An 18170-nucleotide genomic window follows, 5' to 3' on the forward strand; every position below is an offset into this window, starting at 1 on the left:
CCTCTCGATCTCTCTGTCCCTGCGAGTCTAGGCGGGGGGTCTGACAACCGGTCTCGCACCGACATTCGTGCAGGTCAGTGCCTGGCCAGCGGCTTGGGGCGAGTGACCCGCGCGGGCCCGGAGGGGGTGGGCGCGGGGGCGGACGCAGGCGTCACAGGCGGCGGCTGCTGTGGATGCTGCGCCTGTTGTTGCTGGGTCTGGGGCTGAGGCTGAGGCTGCTCTTGCTGTTGCATCGGTGCGGACTGCTGCGCCCGCTCCAGGAAGCGGAGCAGCTCCACCGGGAACGGCAGCACCAGCGTGGAGTTCTTCTCCGCGGCGACCGCGACCACGGTCTGCAGCAGTCGCAGCTGGAGCGCGGCCGGCTGGGAGGACATCTCCTTCGCCGCTTCGGCCAGCTTCTTCGATGCCTGCAGCTCCGCGTCCGCGTTGATGACACGCGCACGCCGCTCCCGGTCGGCCTCGGCCTGACGCGCCATGGAGCGTTTCATCGTCTCAGGCAGCGATACGTCCTTGATCTCCACCCGGTCGATCTGGACGCCCCACCCCACGGCCGGGCTGTCGATCATGAGCTCCAGCCCCTGGTTCAGCTTCTCCCGGTTGGACAGCAGATCGTCCAGGTCGCTCTTACCGATGATCGAACGCAAGGACGTCTGTGCCATCTGCGACACCGCGAACCGGTAGTCCTCCACCTCCACGACCGCGCTGGCCGCGTCGACCACCTTGAAGTAGATGACCGCGTCCACCCGCACCGTCACGTTGTCCCGCGTGATGCCGTCCTGCGCAGGCACCGGCATCGTCACGATCTGCATATTGACCTTGCGCAGCCGCTCGATACCGGGAATCACCATGGTGAATCCGGGTCCGCGCACATCGTTGCGGAGCCTGCCGAGCCTCAGCACGACACCCCGTTCGTACTGCTTGACGATCTTCGCAGCCGCCGCCACGTAGACCACGCCCACGGACGCCGCCGCCACTACGGCGACCATCAGTTCTTGGACCATGACGGCCCCCTGCCAGCCGGATACATGCGATTGATGCCCTATTACCACGTTATGCCCTATATGAATACCGGGCGAACATGGGCCCGCTCCACGATCACCCGGCAGGCCGCGCACCGGATGCCGGGACGGCCGGGAGCGGGCAAGGTGACCAGCGGTACAGATGAGCCGGACGAGACAGACGAGGACCCGCCCATGCCCGTGATCGATCACCGACGCCGCCGTTTCGGCATCGCCGCCGGGACCGCGCTCCTGACCTTCACCGTCGCAGGCTGTTCCGGTCTCGGCCGCACCGCGGTCGGGCCGGTCACCTACGTCACCGAGCGGGACGCCGTGATCATGGTGAACAGCCCCTCCGTGAAGGGCTGCCACCTGCTCGCTCCTGCGGGCGCCAAAGAAGTGGTCAACGGGACCATGATCGACATCATCCTGTACCGCACGCGCGACTGCACAGGTCCGGGGACGACGTATGTCGCCACGACGCTCACCGACGTCAACCCGCCGAGCGCTCTCCCCTGGCGCAGCTTCAGCACGGTCCACTGACGGGCGCGGGGCGCAGGCCCCGCCGATGTCCCTACGCGCGCCGACGGACGAGCGTGATCAGCTGTGCCGTGCTGTGCTGCCGGTCCCGGGCGATCAGGACGACCAGCACAATGAGCAATGCCGGCATGATCGCGTTCACCGGGTCGAGCAGCGTGAGTTGGACGATGGACGCTCCGGCCAGCAGCCCGACGAAGGCCATCGCCGCCACCCCGGACAGCAGGGGCACCAGCAGCGCGACGGCGCCTGCCATCTCCAGGGCTCCGATGAGGTACATCGCGCCATGGCTCCAGCCCATCCGGTCGAAGGACTCGATCGCGGACTCATGGGCGATCAGCTTGGCGAACGCGCTGAACGCGAAGAACAGGGCAAGCGCGAACCGTGCGACGGTGAGCGCGACCGCACCGCGGCTGCGTGTCGCGGCTGCCGTGGTCGCGGAGCCCCTCGTGTTCGCCGGCGTGGTGGTCTCGGACATCTGGATCTCCTCGGGAAGCGTCGCGTGGTGTTGCGTACACAAGGAAAGACCCCACGGCAGTCCGGAACTCATCGCATTCCGGACCGCCGGTTCCTCTCGGTTCCCGTCGCCCCGGCGACTACCTGGGCACAGCCCCCACCCACACCCCGTCATCCGTCAGATAGCGGTCGACGGCCAGTCCCGCCGCCTACGGCCGTTGGGCACCGTACCGGGTCCCGGCGGGGCGGCCGGGGATGGACTCGTCAGCACACCGGATACCGCTCCTGCGGCCACTCCACCGCCTGCTCGAACTCCAGACACAGATCGTCGGCCAGCTCGGCGATCACTGCCCGCCCCTCCGTCAGCACCAGCCAGGACGACGGGAGTTGCACGTCTGCGTGGTGGGCGCCGAGCAGATTGCCGCAGACCGAGCCGGTGGAGTCGCTGTCGCCCGAGTGGTTGACCGAGAGCAGCAGAGCCCGAGCCACCTGGTCGGCGCCCGGCAGCACCAGGGCGCAGTACACGGCGATGGCGAGAGCCTCCTCGGCCACCCAGCCCGCGCCCAGTGATTCCACCTTCTCGGCGGTCGGCGCGCCCTGCGCGGCCAGGTCGACGGCCGCGCGCAGCGCCACCGTCGTCTCCTCGTGTCCCGGGTGGCGGGCCAGCAGCTCCATGGACCGGAGCACGGCGCCCGCCATCGAGTCGCCCTCCATCAGATGGGCGATGATCACGGCGAACGCGCCGGCCGCGTACGCACCGGTCGGATGCCCGTGGGTGATCTGCGCGCACCGGTACGCCAGCGCGAAGCCGGTCGCCGCTCCCTCACCGATCAGACCGAAGGGCGCGGACCGCATCCCTGATCAGTCCTTCGGCGGTGAACAGGGTCATCTGTGTGTCGTCGGTTATCCGGCCGACGGTCCCGTCCGCGTCCGCGACAAGTCCCCGGATGCCGTCTTCTCCGTACGCCCTGCGGATACCGGCAAGCGAGAGGAACTCCACCGGGTTGCCCAGTGCGTCCCCGATCGCACCGCCCAGCAGCGACCCGCGGACCCGGGCCCTGCGGGCGGCGCTGTTCCGCCATGCTGTGCCGTTCACGTACGGGTCCCCCACAATCTGTCTCGGCGTGCCTCGAAACCGCAGTCGTGGGTCCATCCTGGTAGGAGAGGCGATCGCCATGCGTACCGGTAACGAACCAATGACTGCGCGCAGCCCCCTGCGACTGCGGCTGTGCCTGAGTCTATGGGGCATGGCCTGGGCCGTTTTCGGCCTGACGGCCTTCTCCCTGGTCGATCGTCCGGGCTGGGCCCTGGCCTGCGGGGCGCTGCTTCTGCTGACGCTGGTGGATCTTGTGGTGATCGTCCACCACATCCACCAGGGCCCGCACTACCAGCCCGGCCGCGACATCCCCCCGTACGAACCGGACCACGGTGGACGCGGCCGGTACGGACACTGAGCCCTCGGTTCGGCCCCGGCGCAGTTATGCGCGACGGGCCGGGGCCCGTCAGGCGCCCGTGTCGAAGCGGGCCGCCCGCAGGTACTCCGGGTTCGGGTCGAGGGCGGCGGCCAACCGGAAGTGGCGCACGGCCTGTTCCGAGCGGCCGGAGCGCTGGAAAGTGCGGGCCAGCGCGAAGTGTGCGAACGCGTTGTCCGGCTCGCGTTCCAGGACGAGCTCGAATTCGAGTTCGGCGGGCCGCAGTTGGGCGGCGGCGAAGAAGGCGCGGGCCCGCAGGAGCCGGGCGGCCGTGTTCTCCGGATGGGCCGCGATCACCGAATCCAGGAGCTTGACCGCACCCCGTGGATCGCGCGCGGCCAGCAGGCGTTCGGCCGCGCGGAAGTCGATGACGTGGGTTTCCGGGGTCCTCTCGGGCACGCTCGCATCCTTCCCTTCGCTCCCGGGTTTCCAACGTCCGGGCGGGGACCGGTATTCCGGTCCGGTGGTCAGCCGGCGGCCGCCCGCCGGGTCAGCTCGGCCCAGACCTTGCGGACCTGCGGCTCCAGCGCCTCGAACGGCCCGTCGTTGTCGACGATCAGATCGGCGACGGCGCGTCGCTGCTCGCGGTTGGCCTGCGCGGCCATCCGGGCGCGGGCCTCGGACTCCGTCATTCCGCGCAGCCGCACGAGCCGGTCGAGCTGGGTCTCCGGGCTGGCGTCCACGACGACGACCAGGTCGTAGAGGGGGGCGAGGCCGTTCTCGGTGAGGAGGGGAACGTCGTGGACGACGACGGAGTCGGGGCCCGCGGCCCGCTCCAGTTCGGCGGAGCGGGCACCGACCAGCGGGTGGACGATGGCGTTGAGAGTGGCGAGCCGGTCGGCGTCGGAGAAGACGATCGAGCCGAGCTTCGGCCGGTCCAGGGTGCCGTCGGCGGTGAGGACGCCGGCCCCGAACGCCTCGACGACGGCCGCGAGTCCCGGCGTCCCGGGTTCGACGACCTCGCGCGCGATCCTGTCGGCGTCGATCAGCACCGCCCCGTACGAGACCAGCAGCCGCGACACTTCGCTCTTGCCGGCGCCGATACCGCCGGTCAGGCCCACTTTCAGCATGGTCGGCAGCCTAGTGTGCGGCCCACCGGCCGGTCATGGCCCGGTCACGGCGAACCCGCCAGCCGGTCACGGCATCGCACCGCCGGTCCGTCAGGCGTCGCCCTCCCGCTCGGCGAGGAACCGCTCGAATTCGAAGCCGATCTCGTCGGCGGACGGCAGTTCGACCGATTCCGCGACCAGATTGCCGCGCGTCTCGGAGCCCGCGATCGCGTCGTACTGGTGCTCAAGCCCTTCGATGAGCGAGACGAGCTCCTCGTCGCCCTGGTCGATCTGGCGGTCGATCTCGGTCTGTGTGCGGTGCGCCTCCGTGCGCAGCGAGTGGGCGATGTTCGGCAGGACCAGTCCGGTCGCGGCCGTGATCGCCTCCAACGCGGTGAGCGCGGCGTCCGGGTAGGCGGAGCGGGCGACGTAGTGCGGCACATGGGCGGCGACACCGAGGACGTCATGCCCGGCCTGCATCAGCCGGTACTCCACCAGGGCCTCGGCGGAGCCCGGGACCTGCGTCTCGTCGAACGGGCTGCTGTGGCCGGGCATCAGATCCGTGCGGTTGCCGTGCGGGGTGATGCCGACCGGGCGAGTGTGCGGGACGCCCATCGGGATGCCGTGGAAGTTGACGGCGAGGCGGACACCGAGCCGCTCGACGATCTGCTCGACGGCTGCGGCGAACCTCTCCCACTCCACGTCCGGTTCGGGCCCGGACAGCAGCAGGAAGGGCGCTCCGGTGGCGTCCTGGACCACCCGGACGTCCAGCGTCGGGGTCTCGTACCCCGACCAGCGGTCGCGCTTGAACGTCAGCAGCGGGCGCCGTGCACGGTAGTCGACGAGCCTGTCGTGGTCGAAGCGGGCCACGACCTGGTGCGGCAGCGTTTCGAGCAGGCCGTCCACGATCTGCTCGCCCGTCTCACCCGCGTCGATGTACCCCTCGAAGTGGTAGAGCATGACCAGGCCGGCCGACTCCTGGGCGAGCGCCATGTCGACGACGGCCAGGCCCTTCGGCTCCCATTCGTACAAACTCTGCGGATCAGGCACGGTTACCGCTCCTCCTCGTGTTCCTAGGGAAGAACGTCGGAACGGGCACGGGCATTCCCTGCCTGTGCCCGTTCACAGGGTGTTTTACGCCAGGACGCGCGCGTGCAGTGCCGTGACCGCCTTCCGCGCGGAGGTGAAGGCTCCGTGCTGCCAGGCGTCGGTGTGGCTGAGGTAGTCACCGGCGAAGTAGACGCGGCCCGCGGCCTGGTTGAGCGGTGCGAAGGCGGGGGCGTCGGGGCCGCCGGACAGGGAGTGCCAGGCCGCCTCCAGGTGCGGGGTCTGGCGCCAGTGGTGGGAGAACGACGCGGCGAGTTCCGATCGGTACTTCTCGCCGTGGATCTTCACACCCTGGGCGACGGCGCGCGCCTCCCGCTCGCTCGGGGTGAGTGCCGCATACGCGTCGGCCTGCGCACCGTAGTTGTAGTAGCCGATGACGGTGCCGCGGGCGCCGTTGTGTCCGTACGACGGGTACCAGATGTGCGCCAGGTCCATGTCCGTCTCGGTGATGCCGCCGTAGATCCGGTGGTCGGTCTCCCACCAGCGGCTCCGGTACTCCAGGCCGATCTTGCCGGCCGAGGACGGCTTGCAGGCCTCCAGTGCGGCCTGTACGGCGGGGCCTAGGTTGTGGGAGGTCTTGGCGAGGATGTTGGGCGGCAGGGCGGCGATGCAGTAGTCCGCCTCGATGGTGCGGGTGCGTCCGGCCTGGGTGTAGGTGACGGTGACACCGTGGGCCGTGTCGGTGATGTCGCTGACGGCGGCGCCGGTACGGATCCTGCGCTCGCCTATCGCCCGGGTCAGCGCGGCGGGTATCCGGTCCATGCCACCGACCGGCTGGAACATCAGCATGGCCTGGTCGTACTCGAATTCGAAGGAGAAGTAGCGTCCGACGCCGGTCGCGAAGACCTCGGAGGCGGACGGTACGGAGCCGAGTTCCTCGCCGGGGGTTCCGGCGGCCGCCGGGTCGATGCGGTAGCCGCGCCGGGCGCTGCCGGTGTAGTCGAAGGTGTCGCCGATGTCGCCGAAGTCCTTGAGGAATTCGAGGAGTCGCTCCTGGTCCTCGGCGGTGATCTGCCGGTCGAGGGCGCCCTTGTCGGTGGCCTTGGCGAGGAGTTCGGCCACATAGCCGTACACATCGGCCTTGGCGGTGCGGTAGCGCACCGGGGCCTTCATGCCCGCCTTCTCGTTGAAGATATAGGCGTTGGCGTTCACGTTGGTGAACACCTCGATGGGAACGCCGAGCTCGCGGCAGTAGTCGAGGGTGACCATCCACTGCGGAATCCGGGCGGGTCCCGCGTTCATGTACTGCCCGTCGGTGAAGCGGGCGGTCTGCTTGTTGCCGTAGGTGTCGGTGGCGGAATCGCCGCCGCGCACGGTGAAGTTGCGCCCGCCGGTACGGCTCCGGGCCTCCAGGACCGTACAGTCGTAGCCGGCCTTGCCCAGCTCGTACGCGGCGGCGAGTCCGGCGATGCCGCCGCCGACGACGACGACCTTGGCCGCCCCCTTCCCCTTCAGTGCGAAGTCGCCCTTGCTGGGGGCGTGGAAGGCGGGTTCGCGTTGTGCGGCCTGGGCGGTGGGGGCGAGACCGAGGGCCCCCATGGTCGCGAACATCGCGCCCGCCCCACCGGTGATCCCGGCCTGGCGCAGAAAGCTGCGGCGGCTCGCGCCCGTGACCACGGGCGAGTTGTTCGAAGTGTGCGTCATGTCCCGGCTCCCGTTCAGATCTTGACGTTGCCGGGATCCTGACAAGCGCGTGTTACGGCCCGTCAGTTACTCATGTATCCCGCACGTTTCTCTCTGTTCACCGCGCGGCGACGACCGGCGAACAATGGTCCAGACCTTGACAGGGACACACCCCCTCCCTACCGTCACTGGGTGGCGCGTTCAGAGATGAACCCCACATTCATGTACCCGAACGGTTCGCGCTTCTTCGACGGGAAGGCACCCCCATGCGCACCCGCACGCTGCTCCCCGCCCTGCTGGCCACGGCGCTCGCCACCGGAGGCCTGGCCCTCGTCTCCGCCACCACCGCCGACGCCGCCTCGGTCATCGACGTGAGCACCGCCGCCCAGCTCAAGACGGCCCTGGCCGCCGCGGTCCCCGGCGACACGATCCGGCTCGCCGACGGCACGTACACCGGCAACTTCAAGGCGACCGTCCCCGGCACCGCCGCCGCCCGGATCACCCTCACCGGCTCGGCCGGGGCGGTCCTCACCGCAAGCGGCGGCTACGGGCTCCACCTCAACGGCGCCTCCTACTGGACCGTCCAGGGCGTCACCGTCACCGGCGGCCAGAAGGGCATCATGGCCGACGCCGCCAACGGCGTCGTCATCGACTCGGTGACCGTGCACGACCTGGACATGGAGGGCGTGCACTTCCGCAAGTCCAGCGCGAACGGCGTCATCAAGAACTCGCGGATCTACGACACCGGACACGACGGCCGCGGCATGGGCGAGGGCGTCTACGTCGGCACGGCCGGTGATCTCACCGACCGGAGCGACCGGGCGCAGATCCTGAACAACACCATCGGGCCGGGCGTCGGCGGCGAGAACGTCGACATCAAGGAAGGCACCACCGGTGCGAAGATCATCGGCAACACCTTCGAAGGCAGCGGTCTGACCGGCGCCAACTACGACGACTCCTGGGTCGACGTGAAGGGCAATGACGTCCTGGTCGAGGGCAACACGGGCTCCCGTACGACCAACAACGGCTACGAGACCCACACCCAGCAGAGCGGCTGGGGCTGCGGCGCCGTGTTCCGCGACAACACCTCGGATCTGTCCGGCTCGACAGGCGACAAGCGGATCGCCTTCAACGTCACCAACTACAGCGCGAGCTGCCCGACCACCGTCTACAGCAGCAACACGGTGACCGGCGGCAACGGCCTGACCAACATCACGGTCACGCCGTAGCCCCGGCCGCGGAAACAAGTGAGGCCCGCTCCCCGAAGGGAGCGGGCCTCACTTGTCAGCTACTGCAGTCGATGACCGACCGGAGCGTCAGAGCGTCAGCTCTGGCCGCCCGCCAGCTTCTCGCGCAGGGCAGCCAGGGCCTCGTCCGACGCCAGGGCGCCGGAGTTGTCCGCGGACTCCGAGGAGTACGAGCCCCCGCCGCCACCGGTGCCACCGGAGGCAGCCGGGGCACCGCCGGCCGGGGCAGCAGCGCCCTCGGCCGCAGCGGCCTCGTCGGCCTCGCGGGACTTGATGACCTGGGCCTGGTGCTGCTCGAAGCGCGCCTGCGCCTCGGCGTACTGCGTCTCCCACACCTCGCGCTGAGCCTCGAAGCCCTCGAGCCAGTCGTTGGTCTCGGGGTCGAAGCCCTCGGGGTAGATGTAGTTGCCCTGGTCGTCGTAGGACGCGGCCATGCCGTACAGGGTCGGGTCGAACTCGACCGACGCCGGGTCGGCACCGAAGGCCTCGTTGGCCTGCTTCAGCGAGAGGCTGATGCGACGACGCTCGAGGTCGATGTCGATGACCTTGACGAAGATCTCGTCGTTGACCTGGACGACCTGCTCCGGGATCTCCACGTGGCGCTCGGCCAGCTCGGAGATGTGGACCAGGCCCTCGATGCCCTCGTCGACGCGCACGAACGCACCGAACGGAACGAGCTTCGTGACCTTACCGGGAACGACCTGCCCGATCTGGTGCGTACGGGCGAACTGCTGCCACGGGTCTTCCTGCGTCGCCTTGAGCGACAGCGAGACGCGCTCGCGGTCCATGTCGACGTCGAGAACCTCGACGGTGACTTCCTGGCCGACCTCGACAACCTCGGAGGGGTGGTCGATGTGCTTCCAGGAGAGCTCGGAGACGTGCACGAGACCGTCGACGCCACCGAGGTCCACGAACGCACCGAAGTTGACGATCGAGGAAACGACGCCGGAGCGGACCTGGCCCTTCTGCAGGGTCGTGAGGAAGGTCTGGCGGACCTCGCTCTGGGTCTGCTCGAGCCAGGCACGGCGGGACAGGACCACGTTGTTGCGGTTCTTGTCCAGCTCGATGATCTTCGCCTCGAGCTCCTTGCCCACGTAGGGCTGAAGGTCGCGGACACGACGCATCTCCACGAGCGACGCCGGGAGGAAGCCGCGGAGGCCGATGTCGAGGATGAGACCACCCTTGACGACCTCGATGACGGTACCGGTGACGATGCCGTCTTCTTCCTTGATCTTCTCGATGGTGCCCCAGGCACGCTCGTACTGAGCGCGCTTCTTCGAGAGGATCAGGCGGCCTTCCTTGTCCTCCTTCTGGAGAACCAGGGCCTCGATCTCGTCGCCGACCTTGACGACCTCGTTCGGGTCGACGTCGTGCTTGATCGAGAGCTCGCGGCTCGGGATGACGCCTTCGGTCTTGTAACCGATGTCGAGGAGAACCTCGTCCCGGTCAACCTTGACGATGACACCGTCAACGATGTCGCCGTCGTTGAAGTACTTGATCGTCTCGTCGATCGCCGCGAGGAACGCGTCCGCGTCGCCGATGTCGTTGACCGCAACCTGCGGAGTGGTGGCGGTGGTCTCGGTGCTGCTCGTCATGTGGGAAAGGGCTCCGGTACGGACAGTGAGTCGTAGGTACTGCTACGCCGTGAGCCCGTATCGCCTCTGCAGAAGCCGGACAGCCTGGGAAGCACCCGACCCGCGAGCGGGAGGCGCCTCGTGAACCGAGGGGACATGCAACAGACGCAAGCGCGGCCTGCTAGGTCTGAGGCGCGCAGGCTCGCAGCGCAACTTGTAGCATACGGGGGCAGCCGGGCAGGGTCAATGCGCGAAGGTGCACACCCGGGGCACAAAGGCCCAAACCCGACACAATTCTTGTTCTCCGAGGCCACATCGGCCCCGGCCGTGTTGCGTGAATACGCGTTTCGTACTCGCAGGTACCCCCAGGTACGTACCTCGCGCAACGGGGTGAAGGCAAACTACAACGACGGACACGATGAGCCAAGAGATCTACACCGCCGAACCGGAAGCGACCCGCCGCAGCGCCGGGAAAGCGGAGAGCAGCCGGGCCAGTCGCAGCTGGTGGGACCGGAACGCCGACGAGTACCAGAGCGACCACGGCGCCTTCCTCGGCGACGACCGTTTCGTCTGGGGTCCGGAGGGTCTCGACGAGGCCGACGCCGCTCTGCTCGGCCCCGCCGAGTCGCTGAGCGGCCTGGACATCCTGGAAATCGGTGCGGGCGCGGCGCAGTGCTCGCGCTGGCTGGCGGCCCGGGGCGCCCGCCCCGTCGCCCTCGACCTCTCCCACCGCCAGCTCCAGCACGCGCTGCGGATCGGCGGCGGGGTACCGCTCGTCGAGGCGGACGCCGGGGTGCTGCCGTTCCGGGACGGCTCCTTCGACCTGGCCTGCTCCGCCTACGGCGCGGTGCCGTTCGTCGCCGACCCGGTCCAGGCCTTCCGCGAGGTGCACCGGGTGCTGCGCCCGGGGGGCCGCTGGGTCTTCTCGGTGACGCACCCGATCCGCTGGGCGTTCCCGGACGAGCCGGGCCCCGAGGGCCTGTCGGTCGCCGCCTCGTACTTCGACCGCACTCCGTACGTCGAGCAGGACGAGCAGGGCAACGCCGTGTACGTCGAGCACCACCGGACGGTGGGCGACCGGGTGCGGGACGTGGTGGCCGGCGGGTTCCGGCTGGTCGACCTGGTCGAGCCGGAGTGGCCGGCCTGGAACGCCCAGGAGTGGGGCGGCTGGTCCCCGCTGCGCGGAAACCTGATCCCGGGTACGGCGATCTTCGTCTGCGTCCGGGACTGAGCGCTCCCGCCGTCCGGCGTACGGGACCGGGTGCCATCCGCCGTACGGGACCGGGTGCCCGCCGTACGGGACCGGGCGCCGGTCGTACGAGACTGGGGGCGTGATCCGTACCGACGCTCTCGACCGGCTGCCCGTCCGTACCGCCGTGCCCGCGCTCCGGCAGGCGCTCGACGACCGGGGTGTCGCGGTGCTCTGCGCACCGCCCGGCACCGGCAAGACGACGCTGGTACCGCTGGTCCTCGCGGGCCTGGTCGGCGGCGGCCCCGCGCGCCGTGTGGTGGTGGCCGAGCCGCGCCGGATCGCGGCCCGGGCGGCGGCGCGACGGATGGCGTGGCTCCTCGGGGAGCAGACCGGGCGGCGCGTCGGGTTCACCGTGCGCGGGGAGCGTGTCGTGGGGCGCGACACGGTGGTGGAGGTCGTGACCACCGGCGTGCTCCTGCAACGGCTCCAGCGCGACCAGGAGCTCGCCGGGGTCGATGCGGTGATCATCGACGAGTGCCATGAACGGCATCTGGACGCGGACACGGTCGCCGCGTTCCTCCTCGATGTACGGGAGGCGATCCGGCCCGATCTCCGGCTGGTCGCCGCGTCGGCGACGACGGACGCTCAGGGCTGGGCCCGGCTGCTCGGCGACGCGCCGGTGGTCGAGGCGCAGGGCGTGTCGCACCCGGTGGACGTGGTGTGGGCCCCGCCGGTGAAGCCGGTCAGGCCGCCGCACGGGATGCGGGTCGATCCGGCGCTGCTGACGCATGTCGCCTCGGTGGTGCGCCGCGCGCTCGCCGAGCGGGACGGCGATGTGCTGTGTTTCCTGCCGGGCGTCGGCGAGATCGGCCGCGTCGCGGGACAGCTGGCGGGGGTGCCCGCAGAGGTTCTGCAGGTACACGGGCGGGCTCCGGCGGCGGTGCAGGACGCCGTGCTGGCGGGTTCGTCGGAGAGCCGCCGGGTGGTGCTGGCGACCTCCGTCGCGGAGTCGTCGCTGACGGTGCCGGGGGTTCGGATCGTCGTCGACTCGGGCCTGGCCAGGGAGCCGCGTACCGATCATGCGCGCGGGCTGAGCGCGCTGACGACCGTACGGGCCTCGCAGGCGGCGGGGAGGCAGCGGGCGGGCCGGGCGGGGCGCGAGGCGCCGGGGGCGGTGTACCGGTGCTGGGAGCAGGCGGAGGACGGTCGGCTGGCCCGGTTCCCGTCGCCGGAGATCAAGGTGGCCGATCTGGCGGCGTTCGCGCTGCAGGCGGCGTGCTGGGGCGATCCGGACGCGTCGGGTCTGGCGCTTCTCGATCCACCGCCGGCCGGCGCCATGGGCGCGGCCCGCGAGGTGCTGACGGCGGTCGGTGCGGTGGACGCGGACGGCCGGGTGACCGACCGGGGCGTACGGATGTCCCGGCTGGGTCTGCATCCGCGGCTCGCGCGGGCGCTCCTGGACGGTGCGGCCGAGGTCGGCGGCCGCCGGGCGGCCGAGGTGGTGGCGCTGCTGAGTGAGGAGCCGCCGCGGGAGTACGGGGACGATCTGGCGGCCGCGCTGCGTACCGCACGACGGGGCGGGGACGGTTATGCGGCGCGCTGGCGGCAGGAGGTACGGCGGCTGTCGTCGTCCATCGGGAGCAGCGGCGAGGGTTCCGGGCAGGGCGGTTCGGACGATGCGGCCGTCGGCCTGGTGGCGGCGCTGGCGTTCCCGGAGCGGGTGGCGCGGGCCCGCGGCGAAGGAGTCTTCCTGATGGCATCGGGGACGGGCGCGGAACTGGGGGACGGGTCGCGGCTGCGCAGTGCGCCGTGGCTGGCCGTGGCGGTCGCGGACCGCCCGGCGCACGCGGCGTCCGCCCGGGTGCGGCTCGCCGCCGTCATCGACGAGGACACGGCGCGGCTGGCCGCCGGACATCTGCGGTTCTCCGGTGAGGAGGTCCGCTGGGTGGACGGCGATGTGGTGGCGCGCTCGGTGGAGCGGCTGGGCGCCGTCGAACTGTCGGTGCGCGCCCTGAAGCAGCCGAGGCCCGAGCTGGTGCGGGCGGCGCTGGTGGACGGGCTCGGGCGCGAGGGGCTCGGGCTGCTGCGCTGGAGCCGGGAGACCGGACAGCTGCTGCGCGAGCGGCTCGCCTTTCTGCACCGGGAGCTGGGCACCCCGTGGCCGGATGTGTCGGACGGTGCGCTGCTGGCCCGTACCGAGGAGTGGCTGGAGCCCGAACTGTCCCGGGCCCGCCGCCGCTCCGACCTGGCGAGGATCGACGCCGGGCAGGCGCTGCGGCGGCTCCTGCCGTGGGCGACCGGCGAGGCGGCCCGGCTGGACGAGCTGGCACCGGAGCGCATCGAGGTGCCGAGCGGGTCGCGGATCCGGGTGGAGTACGGCGGCGGGCAGCCCGTACTGGCGGTGAAGCTCCAGGAGCTGTTCGGTCTCACCGAGACACCGAAGGTGGCCGGGGTGCCCGTCCTCGTCCATCTCCTCTCCCCCGCGGGCCGTCCGGCGGCGGTCACCGCGGATCTGGCCTCGTTCTGGCGGGACGGATACCGGGCGGTGCGGGCGGAGCTGCGCGGCCGCTACCCGAAGCACCCGTGGCCGGAGGACCCGACGACGGTGCAGGCGACCCGGTACACCTCGGCGCGGCTCAGGCGGGAGTAGGCGCCGGATCCGGGGCGGGTGCGGCCGAAGGCTCCGCCTGCCGGCCACCCGGCCGCCGGGACCGCGCCTCCAGCCACAGCGCGAGCGTGAGCAGCCCGGCGGCGAGCACCAGGAAGCCCCACGGCAGGTACGAGGTGAGCAGCAGGACCAGCACCCGCTGGGACTTCACCAGGGCGACGGTGTAGTCGATGTAGTCCTCGCGCATCTTCACGTGCCCGGCGAACGCGGTGACCGTGTCCTGGGGCATGCCCATCGCCTTCGCGTTGCGCAGCTCCTCCTTGTGGATCTCCTCGCCGTTCACGGGCGCGCCGGTGACCGGGTCGACCCAGAACATCCGCTTGGTGGTGTACCAGCGGGTCATGCCCGTCTTGGCGACCTGCTCGGCGGTGACGCCCTTGATCGGCATCTTCTTCGGCATCGGGACCTCGGTCCACGGGATGGTCTGCTCGAAGTAGTACACGTCCATGCCGCGGAACTTCCGGGTGGCCTGGTAGTGGATGGGCGAGGTGGTGCGGCTCTGGGCGTCGAAGTACTCGTAGTCGCGCTTCTGGGTGAGGAACGGCCACTTGAACTCGATGCCCTCGCGCTCGACCGGGTCGCCGTCGACCATCTCGCCGGTGGCGTGGACGGGGGCCTGGCTGTGCGCGTCGAAGATGTAGCGCTCGGGGATCTCCGAGACCATCTTGCCGTCCGGGTCGACGACGTAGCTGAGGCCGTCCCAGACGACGACGTCGCGGCCGGCGCTGCGCTCGATCTTCTCGGACGCCTCCACATTGCCCTTGAGGGTCTGCACGATGGTGACTTTGGGGACCTGCTTGACCTTCATGCCGTCGTTGTAGTCGAGGAGGGTGGCGGGCTTCGCCTCCAGCACCATCTCCTGGTACTGGCTCGGCGGGATCTTCGCCAGCCTCGGGAAGGCGTACCAGCGCAGCAGTGGCGACAAGGCGGCGAAGAACACGGCGAAGGCCAGGAGTACGAGGCCGGCTCGGCGACGCATGGCGCCCTCCCTCTACTTCTTGGGGCCGGGGACGGTGGTCAGCAGGGGTTTGGGCGAGGTCTCGCCGGGGGGAGCGCCGATCGCGCTGATGGTGAACACGAGGGCGAGGGCCGCGGCCAGCCCGATGGCGGCGGCGATGACGGCACGCATGCTCGGCCTCCCGGAGAGCGCTCACCTGACGGGGCGTCAGGGTTGGGGCACCGTAGCAACGCAGGCGCGAGATGAGAACACGTAGAGCAGCCCCTGTGCCGGGTGGTGGCACAGGGGCTGCTCGGTGAACGCGGTGCGGGTCAGTACACCCAGGGGTCAGGCGGCAGGGGCCTCGACCGTGAGCTCGATGACGACTGTCGCACCGCCCTCGGTGGTCAGGCGGAGCTTGTACGTGCCCGCGGTGCCGTCGGCGTAGATCTTCGGGAGCTTCAGCGTGCCGTCGGCGCCGGTCTTCAGCTCCGTCAGGGTGCGGACCGTCCTGCCGTCCGCGTCCTTGAAGTACGGGCCCTTGTCGTTCTCGGCCGGAGTGTCCCCGTCGGTGATCATCGTGGCGGTGACGGCGACACCGGACGCGATCGCACCCTTGTAGGTGGCCTTGACCTCGACGGTGTCGGCGAACTCGGCGCCGGCTGCCGCGGTCAGTGCCTTGTCGTCGGTCCGGGCGATGGCGTCGGCCTGCCGGGCGGTGACGGTCGCGGGGTACGTGACGGCCGGCAGCGAGCGGCCCGTGGCGATGGCCCGGACGGTGAACTCCCCCGTTGTCTCGCCCGCTTGCAGCACCGGGGCGGTCACCGTGCCGTCGGGTCCGGTGGCCAGGGTGACCGCGCTCTTGCCGCCCTCGAAGCGGGCGTCCGTGTCACCGGCGATGGTGAACGTCACGGACACCTTGGCGAGCGGCCCGCCGAGGCTGTTCTTCGCCCGCACCTTGATCCGCTCGGCGAACGCGTCGCCCGCGGTGGCGGTCAGCGCACCGGTGCCCGCGTTCTCCACACCGGCGAGCGTCTGGGACGGCTTGGGGGGCTGGGTGGACGGGGGGGTGGAGGGCTTCGGGTCGGTCGAACCGCCGCCCGGTTTCGGCGGCTTCGGGTCCGGCTTCGGCTTCGCGGGCGGGGTCGGGGACGGCGAGGTGCCGGGGTTCGGGCTCGGGTCCGTACCACCGTCGAGGGGCGGCGGGACGACGCCGGTGCCGTCGGGGACCTCGTGCGTGCCGCGCTTGTAGTAGTCGAACCAGGAGCGGACCGTACGAAGGTATTCGTTCGAGTGGTTGTAGCTGAGGACCGCCCGGTCGAGATCGGCCGCGATCGCCAGATCACGGGAACCGGCGCAGAGATAGTGCCCGGCGGCGAGCGCCGCGTCATAGACGTTGTTGGGGTCCTTGCGACCGTCGTCGTTGCCGTCCTGGCCCCAGGTCGCCCATGTCGACGGGATGAACTGCATAGGGCCGACCGCACGGTCGTGCGTCGAGTCCCCGTCGTACGCCCCGTTGTCGGTGTCCTTGATCATCGCGAAGCCCTGGCCGTTGAGGACCGGGCCGAGGATCGGGGAGAACGTGGTGCCGTTCGCGTCGACCCGGCCGCCGCGGGCCTGGCCGGACTCCACCTTGCCGATCGCGGCGAGGAGTTGCCACGGCAGCCGGCAGGCCGCGTCGCTGCTCGCGATGGACCGCTGGGCCTTCTTGTACGCATCCAGGACCGAGGCCGGTATGCCGGACTCCGCACTGCCGGTGATCGGCAGATTGGTCGACGTACCGGGCTTGTTGGGGGTGACCAGCGGCGGCAGGTCCGTGTAGTACGGCGAGTTGCCGGTGGCCGCGCTGTCGTCGGACGGTGCGGATCCGGCTGTGCGCTGGTCACCGCCGCCACCGTCCGATGCGAGCACTGCGCCGGGGCCCTGTGACGCGGAGAGCGCCGCCACAGCAACTGCGGCCACCGCAGTAGTGGTCGCCCCTCGGCGCAGTCGGCGGCCGAATTGCGCTGCCATACGTCTGGTCCCTCCCCATCGACGGCTGCCCGCGCTCCCCAGCGCGAGGACTCAGGCGACCCTACGGCAACTTGCGCCGCCCGAACACAGTGGCCTGACCGATTTTTATTGGTATTTCACGTTCCGGACTGCAAGTTGAACGACGGGTGTCGGGTGTCCATCGGATCCGCACCACAGTGCTCGCGCATACTTGCGGCCATGCCGTTCACCCTCAGCCATGCAGCGGCCGTACTGCCGGTCGTCCGACGCAACGGCACCGCGCGCGGGCCGCTCTTCGCTTCGGCGCTCGTCGCGGGTTCGTTCGCCCCCGACATGACGTACTACGCGGATACGGCGATCCCTGGCGCAATGGAGTTCGGGCAGATCACCCATGCCGTGTGGGGTGTTTTCACGGTGGATGTCCTGATCACCGCGGCCGTGGTGGCACTGTGGCTGCTGCTGCGCGAACCGCTGGTGGCGCTGCTGCCGGGGCCCTGGCAGGGGCGCGTGCACACCTTCGTACGCGGAGAGCGGCGGGGCCCGTGGGGGGTGCGGGACGGTGCGTGGTTCGCTGTGTCGGCCGTCATCGGGGCGGGCACACACGTGGTGTGGGACGCGTTCACCCACCACGACCGGTGGGGCACCCGGTTGGTGCCGGTCCTCAATGAGAACGCCGGCGGCTTCCCGGTGTTCCAGTGCGTGCAGTACGGCAGTTCGGCGGTGGCGCTGACCGTGCTCGTCTGGTTCACCGCGTCCGGGCTGCGACGGACCGGGGCGCGGCCCGTCCCACCGTCCGTACCGGTCCTCGACCGCCGGGCACGGTGGTACGCGGGCGTCCTGTTGAGCGCCTGCGTACTGCTCGGCACCGTCCACCGGTGCGCCCGCTGGTACGCGTACTTCGGGCACATCGACACACCGCTGGACATCATCCCGACCGCATGCTTCGGCGCCGGAGCCGGCCTTGCGGTCGGCCTGGTGCTGTACGGAACGTGGATACGGCTCCGAGCCCGGCCCGGGGACGAGCCACCCACCGCCACCGCACCACCCGGCCACCGGACCGGCCTGATAACAAGCCCGCCCGGCGACTAGTAGGGCTTGGTCAGGTCAGTGTTGGTGGTGCGTGTCCTGTGGGTTCAATGTGTCGTTGAATGCGTGTGACTCCGGAAGAAATTGCGTCTGTGCGTGGCGAGTTGGAGGACCTCGCGGCAGAGGTCTTCGAGCCGTTCGCGCGTGATGATCAGCGTCGGTGGGGACAGGTCTACCTGCGGGGGCTGCTAACCGATGGGCGGCGCAAGTCGGTCGAGCCGATGGCGGCGCG

At 70.3% G+C, this 18170-nt stretch carries 17 protein-coding genes and 1 pseudogene; 7 read left to right on the forward strand and 11 right to left on the reverse strand.

The features are described 5' to 3' along the window. Positions 1-74 precede the first annotated feature (74 nt). Positions 75-1001 carry a slipin family protein gene (locus ABZV38_RS05005; RefSeq protein ID WP_356324613.1) on the reverse strand — a complete coding sequence of 309 codons (927 nt, stop codon included), beginning with the start codon at positions 999-1001 and terminating at the stop codon, positions 75-77. Positions 1002-1193: 192 nt separating this feature from the next. Between ABZV38_RS05005 and ABZV38_RS05010 the strand changes: the two genes are divergently transcribed. Next, entirely contained in the window at positions 1194-1541 is a 348-nt protein-coding gene (locus ABZV38_RS05010; RefSeq protein ID WP_356324660.1) for a hypothetical protein, read from the forward strand. A gap of 31 nt (positions 1542-1572) precedes the next feature. Here ABZV38_RS05010 and ABZV38_RS05015 read toward each other — a convergent pair whose 3' ends face one another. Further along, positions 1573-2013 (reverse strand): DoxX family protein, encoded by a 441-nt coding sequence (locus ABZV38_RS05015; protein WP_356324616.1) that lies wholly within the window; start codon positions 2011-2013, stop codon positions 1573-1575. A gap of 242 nt (positions 2014-2255) precedes the next feature. Continuing rightward, positions 2256-3087 (reverse strand): annotated as a pseudogene (locus ABZV38_RS05020) (ADP-ribosylglycohydrolase family protein). A 79-nt stretch (positions 3088-3166) separates the two neighbouring features. Here ABZV38_RS05020 and ABZV38_RS05025 point away from each other — a divergent pair. Then, on the forward strand, positions 3167-3445 hold the full coding sequence (locus ABZV38_RS05025; protein WP_356324618.1) for a DUF6343 family protein: 279 nt from the start codon (positions 3167-3169) through the stop codon (positions 3443-3445). A gap of 48 nt (positions 3446-3493) precedes the next feature. Here the strand turns inward: ABZV38_RS05025 and ABZV38_RS05030 are convergent, their stop codons facing one another. The 4 genes from ABZV38_RS05030 to ABZV38_RS05045 form a co-directional block, all read right to left on the reverse strand. Next, entirely contained in the window at positions 3494-3862 is a 369-nt protein-coding gene (locus tag ABZV38_RS05030) for a tetratricopeptide repeat protein (RefSeq protein WP_356324620.1), read from the reverse strand. 68 nt (positions 3863-3930) lie between these two features. After that, positions 3931-4533 carry a dephospho-CoA kinase gene (gene coaE, locus ABZV38_RS05035; protein ID WP_356324622.1) on the reverse strand — a complete coding sequence of 201 codons (603 nt, stop codon included), beginning with the start codon at positions 4531-4533 and terminating at the stop codon, positions 3931-3933. A 90-nt stretch (positions 4534-4623) separates the two neighbouring features. After that, positions 4624-5562: a PAC2 family protein gene (locus tag ABZV38_RS05040; RefSeq protein ID WP_356324624.1), complete on the reverse strand. Its 939-nt coding sequence runs from the start codon at positions 5560-5562 to the stop codon at positions 4624-4626. Between the two features lie 84 nt (positions 5563-5646). Continuing rightward, on the reverse strand, positions 5647-7170 hold the full coding sequence (locus ABZV38_RS05045; protein ID WP_356324662.1) for an FAD-dependent oxidoreductase: 1524 nt from the start codon (positions 7168-7170) through the stop codon (positions 5647-5649). Positions 7171-7508: 338 nt separating this feature from the next. Between ABZV38_RS05045 and ABZV38_RS05050 the strand changes: the two genes are divergently transcribed. Further along, the gene (locus ABZV38_RS05050) at positions 7509-8471 is read left to right on the forward strand and encodes a right-handed parallel beta-helix repeat-containing protein (protein ID WP_356324626.1); all 963 of its coding nucleotides are present in this window, start codon (positions 7509-7511) and stop codon (positions 8469-8471) included. 95 nt (positions 8472-8566) lie between these two features. Here ABZV38_RS05050 and rpsA read toward each other — a convergent pair whose 3' ends face one another. After that, the gene (gene rpsA, locus ABZV38_RS05055; RefSeq protein WP_356324628.1) at positions 8567-10084 is read right to left on the reverse strand and encodes a 30S ribosomal protein S1; all 1518 of its coding nucleotides are present in this window, start codon (positions 10082-10084) and stop codon (positions 8567-8569) included. A 397-nt stretch (positions 10085-10481) separates the two neighbouring features. On the opposite strand from rpsA, the gene ABZV38_RS05060 reads away from it, so the two are divergent. After that, a complete protein-coding gene (locus tag ABZV38_RS05060) occupies positions 10482-11294 on the forward strand; it encodes a class I SAM-dependent methyltransferase (protein WP_356324630.1) in 813 nt (270 codons plus the stop codon). Positions 11295-11394: 100 nt separating this feature from the next. Further along, a complete protein-coding gene (hrpB, locus tag ABZV38_RS05065; RefSeq protein WP_356324632.1) occupies positions 11395-13905 on the forward strand; it encodes an ATP-dependent helicase HrpB in 2511 nt (836 codons plus the stop codon). Here hrpB and ABZV38_RS05070 read toward each other — a convergent pair. The 3 genes from ABZV38_RS05070 to ABZV38_RS05080 all read right to left on the reverse strand — a co-directional run bounded on the left by ABZV38_RS05070 (position 13892) and on the right by ABZV38_RS05080 (position 16873). Beyond that, positions 13892-14902: a DUF3068 domain-containing protein gene (locus ABZV38_RS05070; protein ID WP_356324634.1), complete on the reverse strand. Its 1011-nt coding sequence runs from the start codon at positions 14900-14902 to the stop codon at positions 13892-13894. The two genes, hrpB and ABZV38_RS05070, sit on opposite strands and share 14 nt — an antisense overlap. Positions 14903-14914: 12 nt before the next feature. After that, entirely contained in the window at positions 14915-15052 is a 138-nt protein-coding gene (locus tag ABZV38_RS05075; protein WP_356324637.1) for an SPW_0924 family protein, read from the reverse strand. Between the two features lie 156 nt (positions 15053-15208). Then, on the reverse strand, positions 15209-16873 hold the full coding sequence (locus tag ABZV38_RS05080) for a lytic transglycosylase domain-containing protein (protein WP_356324638.1): 1665 nt from the start codon (positions 16871-16873) through the stop codon (positions 15209-15211). A 198-nt stretch (positions 16874-17071) separates the two neighbouring features. On the opposite strand from ABZV38_RS05080, the gene ABZV38_RS05085 reads away from it, so the two are divergent. Both ABZV38_RS05085 and ABZV38_RS05090 read left to right on the forward strand, forming a co-directional pair. Then, complete coding sequence (locus ABZV38_RS05085) at positions 17072-17941, forward strand: DUF4184 family protein (protein ID WP_356324640.1); 870 nt, start codon at positions 17072-17074, stop codon at positions 17939-17941. A gap of 59 nt (positions 17942-18000) precedes the next feature. Further along, positions 18001-18170 (forward strand): transposase (locus ABZV38_RS05090; RefSeq protein WP_356324664.1); only part of this gene is annotated, 170 nt, incomplete at its 3' end.

This window comes from Streptomyces sp. NPDC005181 (assembly GCF_040608395.1).
In the GTDB taxonomy this organism is placed as follows: Bacteria; Actinomycetota; Actinomycetes; order Streptomycetales; family Streptomycetaceae; genus Streptomyces.